Source organism: Streptomyces rubiginosohelvolus, from assembly GCF_014649875.1.
GTDB classification, from domain to species: domain Bacteria; phylum Actinomycetota; class Actinomycetes; order Streptomycetales; family Streptomycetaceae; genus Streptomyces; species Streptomyces rubiginosohelvolus.
In genome coordinates, this window is sequence record NZ_BMTW01000004.1 from 245,647 (window position 1) to 257,575 (window position 11,929).

The 11,929-nt window shown below is 70.1% G+C and carries 10 protein-coding genes and 1 pseudogene; 4 read left to right on the plus strand and 7 right to left on the minus strand.

Annotation, left to right across the window (positions count from 1 at the left end; genetic code table 11):
* Positions 1–50: 50 nt before the first annotated feature.
* On the minus strand, positions 51–1,919 hold the full coding sequence (locus IE134_RS13280; protein WP_189430568.1) for a leucine-rich repeat domain-containing protein: 1,869 nt from the start codon (positions 1,917–1,919) through the stop codon (positions 51–53).
* A gap of 325 nt (positions 1,920–2,244) precedes the next feature.
* On the opposite strand from IE134_RS13280, the gene IE134_RS13285 reads away from it, so the two are divergent.
* Positions 2,245–2,859, plus strand: coding sequence for a hypothetical protein (locus tag IE134_RS13285; protein ID WP_030118899.1), 615 nt, complete (start codon positions 2,245–2,247; stop codon positions 2,857–2,859).
* Positions 2,860–3,319: 460 nt separating this feature from the next.
* Here the strand turns inward: IE134_RS13285 and IE134_RS13290 are convergent, their stop codons facing one another.
* Positions 3,320–4,060 (minus strand): SDR family oxidoreductase, encoded by a 741-nt coding sequence (locus IE134_RS13290; protein WP_098019813.1) that lies wholly within the window; start codon positions 4,058–4,060, stop codon positions 3,320–3,322.
* A 153-nt stretch (positions 4,061–4,213) separates the two neighbouring features.
* Between IE134_RS13290 and IE134_RS13295 the strand changes: the two genes are divergently transcribed.
* Together IE134_RS13295 and IE134_RS13300 are read left to right on the plus strand one after the other, a co-directional pair.
* Positions 4,214–4,690: an RrF2 family transcriptional regulator gene (locus tag IE134_RS13295; RefSeq protein ID WP_032794503.1), complete on the plus strand. Its 477-nt coding sequence runs from the start codon at positions 4,214–4,216 to the stop codon at positions 4,688–4,690.
* A 486-nt stretch (positions 4,691–5,176) separates the two neighbouring features.
* Positions 5,177–5,404 (plus strand): hypothetical protein, encoded by a 228-nt coding sequence (locus IE134_RS13300; RefSeq protein WP_189430570.1) that lies wholly within the window; start codon positions 5,177–5,179, stop codon positions 5,402–5,404.
* Positions 5,405–5,559: 155 nt separating this feature from the next.
* Here IE134_RS13300 and IE134_RS13305 read toward each other — a convergent pair whose 3' ends face one another.
* Positions 5,560–5,889 (minus strand): hypothetical protein, encoded by a 330-nt coding sequence (locus IE134_RS13305; protein ID WP_030714623.1) that lies wholly within the window; start codon positions 5,887–5,889, stop codon positions 5,560–5,562.
* Positions 5,890–5,910: 21 nt separating this feature from the next.
* Between IE134_RS13305 and IE134_RS13310 the strand changes: the two genes are divergently transcribed.
* The gene (locus tag IE134_RS13310; RefSeq protein ID WP_030118894.1) at positions 5,911–6,360 is read left to right on the plus strand and encodes an SRPBCC family protein; all 450 of its coding nucleotides are present in this window, start codon (positions 5,911–5,913) and stop codon (positions 6,358–6,360) included.
* 948 nt (positions 6,361–7,308) lie between these two features.
* On the opposite strand, the gene IE134_RS13315 is transcribed toward IE134_RS13310, so the two are convergent.
* The 4 genes and pseudogenes from IE134_RS13315 to IE134_RS13330 form a co-directional block, all read right to left on the minus strand.
* Entirely contained in the window at positions 7,309–8,778 is a 1,470-nt protein-coding gene (locus IE134_RS13315; protein ID WP_030121005.1) for an oxygenase MpaB family protein, read from the minus strand.
* Positions 8,775–9,494 carry a polyprenyl diphosphate synthase gene (gene uppS / locus IE134_RS13320; protein WP_030118893.1) on the minus strand — a complete coding sequence of 240 codons (720 nt, stop codon included), beginning with the start codon at positions 9,492–9,494 and terminating at the stop codon, positions 8,775–8,777. Before uppS ends, IE134_RS13315 begins: the two co-directional genes overlap by 4 nt.
* Before the next feature lie 1,740 nt (positions 9,495–11,234).
* Positions 11,235–11,418 (minus strand): annotated as a pseudogene (locus IE134_RS13325) (FAD-dependent oxidoreductase); the annotation flags it as partial.
* Positions 11,415–11,837, minus strand: coding sequence for an arsenate reductase ArsC (locus IE134_RS13330; protein WP_189430572.1), 423 nt, complete (start codon positions 11,835–11,837; stop codon positions 11,415–11,417). The gene IE134_RS13330 and the pseudogene IE134_RS13325, both read right to left, overlap by 4 nt.
* Positions 11,838–11,929: the final 92 nt, after the last annotated feature.

Here is an 11,929-nt window from a genome sequence, read left to right on the forward strand (position 1 = left end):
CGGACAGCCGCAGCGGCCCAAGTCTGCAGCCTGTGCCACCCGGAAGTCCTTCAGCGCCGGTCGATGGCGACTTGGCGGTTGGCGAGTTCGACCAGCACGGGGTCGCGTCGGCCCTGCAGGATTTCCGCGTTCATCTGGGGTGACTTGTTGAGCCGCCGCAGTGACGGGATGTCCAGCAGGGGCCCGAGGTCGGTGAAGGAGTGAAGGTGTCCGAGGAGCAGTTCGGAAAGGTCGGGCAGTCCGGTCAGTGCGCTGATGTCGGTCAGGTCGTCGAAGTCGTCCAGGCGGAGGTGCTGGAGCCCTCCGAGGCCGGCGAGGGGCGAGAGTTCCTTCCAGTGGAGCCGGGCGAGGGAGAGCTCGCGCAGGGATGGGAGTGCGGGGAAGGTCCTGAGGCCGGGGATGTCCCGCACGCTCAGAACGCGCAGGTCGCGGCATTCCTCCAGCGCATGAAGCGAGTCCAGGGCCGTCGTGTGGTGGAGCGACAGTCCGGTGAGCGGCGTGCGGGCAAGCGCGCTGATATCCGTGAGCGCGGGGCACCCCCTGATTCCGACCGTGGTGAGCTCGGTCAGGCCGCCCAGGAGGCCGAGATCGGCGAGCGCGGGAAGGTCCCGGAGCTCCAGCACCCGCAGGTCCGGTGCCTCGCCCAGGTCGCCGGGACTGCTCAGGCTGCCGGTGCGGCTGACCGTCAGCTCCTCCAGGCCGCTGCGGAGGTCAAGCCCGGTGAGCTCCCACAGACCCTGGCACCTGTCGAGGGCGAGGGCGCGGAGGCCGCGGAGAAGGGTGAAGGGGGCGAGGTCCCGGATCAGGCCGAGTCCGCTCAGGTACAGCCGGTACGCGGAGGCGATTCCGGTAAGGCCTGTGAAGTCCGCCAAGGCGGGGCAGTCCTCGATGGCGATCTCCTTCAGGGCGGGCAGAGGGCCCATGCCCGCGAGGGAGGCCAGGCGCTCGCTCCCCGAAATCCGCAGTTCCTCCAGGTGCGACAGGGCGGAGGCACCGCGCAGATCGGAAAGCTCCGTGCAGCCCTTGAACTCCAGTTTCGTCAGCCGGGGGTGGCACCCGAAGCCTTGTACGGACCGGAGGGCTGGGCATTCCTCGACGACCAGCTCGACGAGGTTTTCAGCCGCGTCGATGCCAGTCAGGTCGCGCAACTGCTTGCAGCTCGCCAGGTGCAGGGACGTGAGCGCGGGCACGTCCGTCAGGCCGCTCAGGTTGCGTACGGCCGTCCACCCCAGGTCGAGATGGGTCAGGCGGGTCAGCCCCGAGAGCTGGGAGGGGCTTCTGAAGGACCGGCAACCCCGCAGGTCGAGCTTTTCGAGCAGGGGAAACGAGGCCGCGAATCCATCCACGGACGTGACCCGCGTGATACTCAGATCGAGATGGCGCAGACGGCTGAGGGTGAGCAGCGGCTTGACGTCGCGGACCGGACGGCAACGGTGCAGGCTCAGCCACGTCAGCTGGGTCAGACCGCTGAGAGGTGTCAGGTCCTCTACCCCCGCGCAGCCGTTCAGGTCGAGGGAGCGCAGCTCGGTGAGGCTTTCGAGTTCGGTGAGGTCGGATATCTCCTTGCAGCGCTCCACTGTCAGCCTGCGCAGCATGACGAGGTGCCGCAGGCCCGCCAGCGAGTTCACCCGTTGCAGCTTCAGCTCCGTACGCCCTTCCTCTCGGAAGGCCGGGGCCAGCAGGGCCGCGGCGAAGCCGTCCGGATCGTGGGCCTGCGGCCACAGCCGCACCAAGGTGTCCGGCGCAAGAGCCGCTACCGGCGCGAGCGCTGCCGCCAGCTTCAGGGCCGATCCGTCGTCGGCGAGCGCCACAAGCTCCCGCACCGCCTTGCGGGCCTGCGTGCGCTTCACCGACCCCAGGAGCCCGGAGTAGGCGGCCACGAGGTCTTCCGGGCGCTCAGCACCAGTGAGAGAGGTCATGGGCGGGGACCTTACAGATCCGCACTGACAACAACCCGAACGGGCTTCGCCGCGAACCGTGTTCGGTCCGCGAACTGGGTCCGCCCTTGCGGCCCGACTTCCGGAGAGGTCCACGGATTGGTGCGGCTGGGCAGGAATTGGCGACGGCGGGACTGACAGGCACTGCGGCTGACGCCGTGTAATCCGATGACCATTACGCAGCAACGCCCCGAAGAGATGCACACACGGTGATGCGGTCGATATCTTGGCACCCCGATATCCCTACGGATGCCCGCCGCCGGGAGCGGACGCCGTCCGATTTCCACCGTCGCCCAGGAGACAGCTCATGAGCCGCAGCCGTCAAGCCGCTCTGCTCGCCCGGCATCTGGCCGAGGTCACCGACATCGAAGTGGGGCTGTACCACCACACCGGCGCCCGGTGGATCGCGATGTGGGCGGACGGTCCTCTGGAGGAGGAGATGCGCACCCACCTCGACACCGCCCTCGCCGGGCAGCGCTACGTCGCCATGCGCGACCGCACGATCGACTGCCACCGCTCGACCTCGAATCGGGCCTGGGCCGCGCGGGCCATCGCCTCCCGCCGGGAGGGCACCCTGGGCACTGCCATCGTCGAAGGCGCGGCCCACCGCCGGTCGCTGGGTGTGGGCATGCCCCGCCCAGGCGTCCACGGCCCGACGCACACGCACGAGTACTACGCCCTGTTGCGGCATGTCGATGACCTGTGCCGGGGAACCGCGTACCCGGAGCGGGCGAGCGCGCCCGAGGACGAACCGCTCATCGGGCAGCTGCTCGAAGCCGGTAGCCGGGACCGCGCCAACACCGGCATGCCGACCGTCACTGAATACGAAATGGCCTCGGCGTTGCTCGCCGCCGAGCAAGCCCGCGCCGCGGACTGCCCGCCCAAGCTCGGCATCCTCCGGGCCCAGGAGGAGAACCGCTGACACAGAGGGCAAGGACACGGAGCCCCCCTCCAAGCGCAGCCCCTTCACCGCCTGCAGCGCATGGTCATGCAGCAACGGCGGAGACGTCTCGCTGACCTCAACGACCTTCTTCCGCCGCACCCGGCACACAGCGGAAGAACAGGAACCGTGCGTGCCGCTGTGCTCCGTACGCGGCCCGGAGGACCTCTGGTACGCCGACGAGCTCAGCGCCCCCTCGGGACCGAGACCATCCGCGTCATCCGCACCCGCCGCGCGTCGGCGGCGCAAGCGCTGGCGGGTGGCCGCCCGGACATCGTCAAGCGGCTCCTCGCATCGTGGCGGCAGGCTGTCGGTGACGGATCCCCGAGCCCGCCGCCCGGGGTCACGAGGGCACGGCGGCCCTCCGCACGGGGAGCCACCGCTGCGCGCGTTCTCGGCGGCTTCCGGCGCCTGGCGAGAGGACCGCCGTCCGCGGGGCGGGTCAGGCGTGCCTGGCCAGCCAGTCGGTATAGCGGGTGGGGGCGATTCGGGCGCCGCTCTTCGGGGTGAGGACGTCCCCGTTGACCGCGGCGAACATCCCAGCGGTGTCGTCGGTGGTCACCGAGCGGCTGTCGCCCTCGGCGCGGAGTGTGATGAGGCCCAGTTCGTCCAGCGGATAGGCGTCGGGCCCGGCGAGTTCGAGAGTGCCCCCGAGCGGGGTGCCGGCGGCTACCTCGGCGACGGTGGCGGCGACGTCCGCGGCGGCGACCGGCTGGAGCCGGGTGCGTGGCAGGCGCACCGTGTCGTCGTCGGCGGTCCAGGAGAGGACAGCGGGGATGAACTCCATGAACTGCGTGGCGCGAACGATGGAGTAGGGCACGGGGCCGGCCTTGAGGATGGCCTCCTGGAGCGTCTTGGCCCGGTAGTAGTCCAGCTCGGGCACCTTGTCGACCCCGACGATCGACAGGACGACGAAGTGCCCGACATCCGCCTTCCTGGCGGCGGTGACGAGGTTGTCCATCGAGGTCCGGAAAAACCCGGGCGAGGCGTCGTCGAACGTCGGTGAGTTGGTGAGGTTGACGACCACGTCCGCGCCCGTGAGGGCGGCGTCCAGGCCCTCACCGGTGATCACGTCGACCCCGGTGGACTGGGAGTGGGGTACTGCGCGGTGTCCGGCCGCGTCGAGATCCCGCACCACCTGGGATCCGATCAGTCCGGTTCCGCCGATGACGGCAATGTGCATGGTCCTGCCCTTCCCTCGATCACGCGTCCCGCCCGGCCGGCCGGGGGCGTCGCGCCTCCCACCCGGCAAACACGGACATCATTTATCCGCGATAATACTCGGACATTGTGTATCCGGGTATCTGGAGCCGTGGAATAGAGTGAAGAAGTGAAAATGTCTGGTGGCGTCGAGTGGGCACTGCACTGCTGCGTCGTGCTGACCGCGGCGGAAGGGCCCACACCGGCCGCTCGGCTGGCGGAGCTGCACGACGTCTCGCCCAGCTATCTCGCCAAGCAGCTGCAGGCCCTCTCGCGGGCCGGTCTGGTCCAGTCGGTCCAGGGCAAAGCGGGCGGCTACGTCCTGACCCGGTCACCCGCGCTCATCACAGTGCTCGACGTCGTCGAGGCGGTCGACGGCCCGGGGCCCGCGTTCGTCTGCACCGAGATCCGACAGCGCGGCCCGATGGCCACTCCCCCGGAAGCCTGCGCCGCACCCTGCGCCATCAGCCGCGCCATGGGCCGGGCGGAGACCGCCTGGCGGGAAACCCTCCGGTCGATCACCGTCGCCGACCTCGCCACCGACGTCACCTCCGACTACGGCCCCGGGGCCCTGGGCAGGATCAGTACCTGGCTGAACACAGCCGGCGCCTGAGCACCACCACCCGGCACGGGCGGGGCTCGGACCGCCGAGGTGCCTCGGCGGTCGGACCAGCCTCAAGCTCGAGCAAGCGCCGGGGGCGAGGCCACCCTCCCGGGCACCCGTCGGCGTTCCTCAGCGGACGCGCGGTCAGGCAACCGAGGCGTAGTGCACGATGGTGCCCTCGCACGGCCCCTCGGCGTAGACCTGCAGCGCTTCGAGTGCGCGGTCATCCGCGGTGGGCTGCCGGGTGGTGAAGGGGGCGGCCACAATGCGGGTGGAGACTCTGCCGGTTCAGAGGCCGTCCGCCCAGAAGCGGGCTCGCCGCTTTGGGCGTCCGGTGTCAGGCCGGGGCCGGTGCGCTCTTCTCCACAGGTCCCGCCGCAGGGCCGATCAGGTCTTCCGTGCCGGGATCCCCGCGTGCCGCGTCCATCACCCACCGGTCTTGTGGACAGGGTGACTTCACGCGCATATGCCTATGGAACGAAGGAGAGACCGCTCATGATCCGTCGTATCGCCATCACCCTGGCAGCTGTCACCGCAGCCGGTTTCATCGCCGCGGCCCCCGCTTCGGCGAACGGCCTCGACGCCCACGCCGACGGCCACGCGGGCATCGAGGCGGGGTGGGCCATCGGCGAGTACCAGAACCTCGGCGGCCCGTACGGGATCACCACCGTGAAGGGGCAGGCAGCCTACTTCGACGCGGAGCGCGGCTGGATCGTTCGCTGACCCCGCCACCAGGCGTACACAACCGCCGCAGGGCTCCCGGATGGGAGTGAAGGGCCTGCGCCGTAACGGCGCAGGCCCTTCACTCTGCCGTCTCCCGATGATCAGCGCCGGCCACCGGAGCGGTGATCACGGGCCCTTACATGGATGTCCCGCCATCACCCCCATGCCCAGGGGTGCCGGCGGGCGGCGGTCAGGGGCCGCATTGCCCTCGGGCGTGATAGGAGTCGGTCGCGGACTCGGGTGAGCGTGGTGTCCGTGGCGGTGAAGAGTGCGGTGGGCAGCAGGCTCGCGTGGGTGGTGGATACCTCACCGAGTGCGGTGGTGAAGGCGGAGGGAACGCCGTCGGTCTCGCTGTCAGGCTCTTCGCCGCGGGTGACGGCCTGGTCGGTGGAGGGGGCGTTCTGAAGGAGTTCGGTCTGTTCGTGCCACCAGCGGGCGGGTGCCGGGGTGTGCCGGGCGTGATCGGGGGCACCCCAGGGGGACATCCCCCCACGAAGGAGAGCACCGTGTCGCAGGTTGAAGAGTCCATCGAGGTCAACGTCCCGGTCAGTGCCGCGTACAACCAGTGGACGCAGTTCGAGAGCTTCCCGCAGTTCATGGAGGGGGTCGAGCGGATCGAGCAGCGTACGCAGACTCTGACGCACTGGAAGACGAAGATCGCCGGTGTCGAGCGGGAGTTCGACGCGGAGATCACCGAGCAGATCCCCGACGAGCGGGTCGCCTGGACCAGCGTCGGCGGAGAAGCCAAGCAGGCCGGTGTCGTGACCTTCCACTACATCGACGACACCACCACCAAGATCATGCTCCAGCTCGACCACGACCCCGAGGGCCTGGCCGAGACCGTCGGCGACAAGCTTGGCTTCGTCAAGCGCCAGGCCACCGGCGACCTCAAGCGCTTCAAGCAGTTCATCGAAGCCCGCGGCACCGAGACAGGCAGCTGGCGCGGCACCGTCTGACCCGCACTCCTGCCGAACGCCGCGCGGCGCGGCCGCGCCGCAGATAGGCGATGCGGCTGTCCGGTTGGCCCGGCGGTTCGGCAGCCAGCCGCCGGCTGCCGGTACCCGAGCAGGAGGAGGGCGGCGCGGTGGCGCTGCCCTCTGTACGACCCCAGCAGCTGAAGCACCTGCTCGTCGGCGCCGCCGCGGGCGTAGCCGATCTGGACGGGCAGGTGGAAGTCGCCGAGGGAAGGCGCCAGGGCGCCAGGGGTACGTTGCAGCGTTTCTGCGGCGGCGGTCCACGCGCCGATGCCGGGAGCGGGCTGGAGGCGGGTCATCGCCTCCGGCAAAGTCGTGTCTGCGGCTTCTTCCAGGCGCGGGGCGTAGAAGCAGCCGCGCAGGATCTCGGCTGCTCCGGACCGGTGCCACTCCCGGCTCGGCACCATCCGCCAGGCGGCGACCGACGGCAGGATCCGCATCCCCTCAGGGACCGCGCCCGGGGTTTCTGCCCGTAACGGTTCAGCAGGCGCCGCCTGGTCCAGTGGGCGCTGCCGGTAGTGATCCGCTGCTCCAGCACACTCGGCACGAGGGACTCCGTCACACGCCCCGGACGGGCCATCCACGGCTCGCAGTGCGTGCGATGCGGGCGGCCGCCACCACTCGGTGACGAGGCCGGAGCACGGCCGGCTCATCCTCCGCACCGAGCGGGGCTGGAAGCTGCTCCAAACCCGGTCGGCGCCCGAGCCCCCGCCGTAGTGATCGGGCGTCCGGCCCATGCTCCTGGACAGGGATCAGGAGTTCCCGGGGGCACCTCGCCCATCGCCCCGAGGGGTGCACCGCGTCTGACACCCCCTGACCCGCACCGGCCGCACCTGTCCGCCCTCCGCCGAGGCCTCACCGAAACAATCGCGCCCACCCACCGTCCCGCAGGAGAGCGTGCAGCCGTGGCCGCCGACCTGCACGAGTTCGTCAGGCGTCGGCCAGCAGGGCGTCGTACGCGGAGTTCCTGCGTCGGCCTGCCATGAAGGTGAGGAAGTCGCCCACGAAGGCGCTGCGGTCGTAGGTGCCGTCGGTGATGGTGAGGTCACGGTGGAAGGCGGTGCGGAAGAGCGCCCGGTGTTCTTCGGCGTTGATGGTGCCGCTGCCGTCCTTGTCGGTCGCGTCGAAGAGCACCTCAGCGACGCGGATGAGCGCGGGCCCGGCGAGGGAGGGGACGGCTGTGGCGTACTCGTCGGCGCTGACACGGCCGTCTCCGTCTGTGTCGAGGGCGGCCTGGAGTTCACGCCACCAGGCAGCGAAGGCGTCGTAGAGCCGGGTCTCTTGGGGTTCGTCCAGGTCGAGTCGAGTGGCCAGTTCGCGTGCCATGGCGGCGAGGTCGGGCCAGTCGAGGTAGCCGTCGCCGGTCTGGTCCAGCACCGTGCGGAAGAACTCCTCCGCCGAGCGTCGGCCTTCTCCCGTGGTCTTCGAGGCAGTGGGGGCCGGGCCGGGGCCTGCGTCGCCGCCCAGTGGCGTGAGGAGGCGCAGCAGGGCCGAGGCTTGTGTCATGCGGGCGCGCAGCGCGGTCACGGTCCGGGCGCGGGGGTCGTCGCTGTCGGGCGAGAGGGAAAGGGTCTCGATGATGGTTTCGGCATTGATCCAGCCATCGGGCAGGAACCGGGTAAGCCCGGCGGCGAGGTAGGCGCCCTGCATGAGGGTCGGGGTTCCCGGCATCTCGGCCAGGCCGGCCTTGCGCCGGTAGGGCTCGGGGAGCGAGGCGACGGTGATCGCGCCGAGGAGGGGACCGACGACAGCGCGGCCGGCCGCCCACAGGGCCGGCATGCCGTCCAGCAGTGCCGGGGCGGGCAGGTGGTCGAAGAGCCGGTAAAGGATGAGGCGGGCGGCCTCGGTGTTCTCCAGTTCGTCCTCGACGACCCTGTCGAAGTAGCGCCAGAAGTCGTTCAGGTCCTCGGGTAGTTCACCGGCGTCGCCGTCGAGTGCAGCGAGGAACGCACGGTACTCGCCGTACAGCCGCTCCATCGTGGCCTGGTCGAGCGGCTGACCGCTGAGCCGGCACATGGTGACGGCGCTCTCGAAGAGGGTGGCGACCACCCAGGCGCGGGTCGCGCGGTCCATGGCGTCGTAGGCACGGCCGCGGGAGTCGGAGCCGCTCATGCGGGCGTGGAGCCTGTTGAGCCGGGCGGCCTCCCGGTCTCGCACCGCTGGGTCGGCGTCGAACATGCGCCGCATGCTGAGGAAGGTGTTGCGCAGTCGGCGCCAGGGGTGGGCGACGAAGGTGGAGTTGTCGGCCAGAGCCGCGCCAACTTGCGGGTGGGCGGCCTCCAGCACGGTGGCGCGGATGATGGCAAGCGCCCAGCGCGGGTCGTCGAAGAAGGCGCGGAACGGCGCTTGCGTGGCGAACAGGGGTGTCTCTTCAGCCGTTCCCGTGGTTCCAGTCGTCATGACGGGTCTCCGTTCGTCTGGGGCGGGACGCCGCCGAAGCGGCGGTCACGGCGCCGGTAGGTGCGCAGGCAGGTGAGAAAGTCAGGGGCCCGGAAGTCCGGCCAGAGCACGTCGGGAAAGACCCACTCGGCGTAGGCGACCTGCCAGAGCATGAAGTTGGAGATGCGCTGCTCGCCGGAGGTGCGGATGACGAGGTCGACGTCGGGGGTGTCGGGAAACGGCAGGTGGTCCGCGAAAAGCCGCTCCGTCACGTCGTCGGCTTGTGTCCCGTTGCGGATCAGCGATCTGGCGGCTTCGACGATGTCTCGGCGCCCGCCGTGGTCGAAGGCGACTGTGAGCGTCATCCCCCGGTTGTCGGCGGTCAGCGTCGCCAGGTCGTCGAAATCCTGGGCCAGCTCCCGGGGGATGCGTGGGTCGGCGGCTCCGAGGAAACGGCAGCGGATGCCGCGGGCGAGCAGCAGGGGTGCGTGCTTGCGCACAACCCGGCGGACCAGGCGCATCAGGTAGTCGACCTCGGTGCCGGGGCGGTTCCAGTTCTCGGTGGAGAAGGCGTACAGGCTGAGCCACTCGACTCCGGCCGCCCGAGCCGCCTCGATGATGTCGATGACGGTGGCTTCGGCAGCCCGATGGCCGGCCGTCCGTGGAAGCGAACGCCGCTGGGCCCAGCGGCCGTTGCCGTCCATCACGCAGGCCACGTGCCGCGGCACCGCACGCACCCGCCCGGTGTCCCGGCGTTGGTCGTTGCCGGACCGTCGCCCACCCGGCCCGCCTCCCGTTGCCTTGTATGCGCGATGGACACCGTGATCGGTCAACTCAGCCCCGTCTCCCCCGGGGCGGCACGATCGGTCTTACCCCGCTCGATCACGCCCGCCCCGTATCACCCATACCCACGCTCCGCCGGAGCGTTCCCTCCTCGGAGTCTGGCGGCACGGAAGGGCGCTGACCGGCCGAACGGGGGCCCGTCACCCTTGGCGCAGATGCCCGATTCCCTTCGGCGACGGCAGCTCTGTCCGGTAACCACACCTCGTCGGCGAGGTCTGCCATGCCTCCCGCATCCGGGCCGCGGCCTCTCCCCAGCTCAGCCCTGCTCGGGGCGGTGAAGGAAACCGGGCACCCAGCGAAGGGGAGCGCGGGCCTGAAGTGCGTCACCCGTACGCCGAAGTCGATCAGGAGCTCCTTTCGCGCCTGTACACCCGCAGCACGGCTCCACCGGCCCGCAACCGGTCTCGCCAAGCTGCCACCGGATCATGCCAGTCGCCCTCCATGGCTCAGCCTCGAGAGCGACGAGCTCCCGTCCCGGCACGGCATACCAGTCCCGGAAACCACACGGCGTCGTACAGGCCGGCCGCCGGAGACCTCCCGATCGTCCGCCCAGCCGATGATGTGGGCCCCGCCGACGGCGGCCGTGAGCACGTTCTCGCGCTGGCGCTCAGGGGAAGGCGTCACCAGCTTCACGCGCGACAACCGCCGCACTCCGAGCAGGCACTTGCCGCATCCGTCATAGGGTCGTTCGACCGCATTGAGGCCCGTACCGCAGGACTTCTCTCCGCTCGAGCGCGCCCAGTACGGAGAATCGGCGGCACGCCCCAGAGCAACGATCTTTTCAGCCGAGGAAGCTCAGCCGCACCTGACGGTCCGGGTTGTCCCGGTTCGTGTCCACCAAACTCCGTTAAGGCAACCCCGAGGATAGCCCTCGCCTGTCGGCTTCGGCGATAGGAGCCCTGGGCGGCGCGCGCAGGGGCGGGTGGGCTCGTTGCCCTCGCCAGCCCTCTCACCTCCGCTGAGGAGCGCACCGCCGGGCGAGGACAGACCCGGGACGTGCGCCGCGACCGGGCCCTACCTCTGGCTGCCACTCATCATGAAGCCGACGAAACGGCGGCCAGAGCACGCACCGCGTTTGCAGTAAACGCGGGCACTTGATCGAGGACATGGCCCGACACTGAGGGCTGCCCCGTAAGTGATCTTGCTCTGCGGTGACATCTCCGGTGCCAGGTCCGAGCAAAGCTTGCGCGCCGTTCCGGGGCAGACACTTTTGCCGGGTTGAGCTCGGGCGCCTTCGGCAACGGCAGCTCTGTCCGGTATCCACACCTCGTCGGCGAGGTCCGCCGGGCCTCCCGCATCCGGGCCGCGGCCTCCTCCAACCGCGGGGGGGTTGGAGAGCAGGCGCAGCATCGCCGCCGCTCTCAACCCGTCGATGCCGGCCAGGTGCCATCCTCGGCTCAGTCCTGCTCGGGGCGGTGAAGGAAACCGGGCACCCAGCGAAGGGGAGCGCGGGCCGGGAAGAGCGTCAGCCGTCCGCCGAAGTCGATCAGGACCTCCTTTCGCGCCTGTCCATCCGCAGCACGGGACCAACGGTCCGCAACCGGTCTCACCAGTCGGCCGCCGGATCATGCCAGTCGCCCGCCATAGCTCAGCCTCGAGAGTGGCGAGCTCCCGTCCCGGCTCGGCGTACCAGTCCCGGAAACCACGTCGGGGAGACCGGGGAAGTTCTCGACCTCGGTGGCGGTCGCGAGAGAGCCACCGACGAAGATGCCGCTAACCGAAAGCAGGGGCCCGCCGCTGGGCGCGGGCGGTGTAGAGCGCGGCGGTGTATCCGGCGGGGCCTGAGCCGATGATGACGACCTCTCGCATCTCGGTCACGCCGTGGCCTCCGGCTTCGCCGGGGCGATCTCGGCGATCAGGCCCTCGACCAGGGTCTTGATCTCGTCGCGGATCGGGCGGACGGCGTCAACGCCCTGGCCGGCGGGGTCCTCGAGCTTCCAGTCGAGGTAGCGCTTGCCGGGGAAGACGGGGCAGGTGTCGCCGCAGCCCATGGTGATGCAGACATCGGACTCGCGGACCGCGTCAATGGTGAGGATCTTCGGGGTCTCGGCCGAGATGTCGATACCGACCTCGGCCATGGCCTCGACGGCGGCCGGGTTGACCTGGTCGCCGGGGTTGGAGCCGGCGGAGCGGACCTCGACGCGGTCGCCGGCCAGGTGGGTCAGCCACGCGGCGGCCATCTGGGAGCGGCCGGCGTTGTGGACGCAGACGAACAGGACGGACGGCTTGTCGGCCATGGTGATCGTTCTCTCTCGTCGCAGGGCGGAACCCAGCCGCCATTAACTTCAGCCCCCGCTGGTATCAGCGAGTGATGATGTGACATTATCAG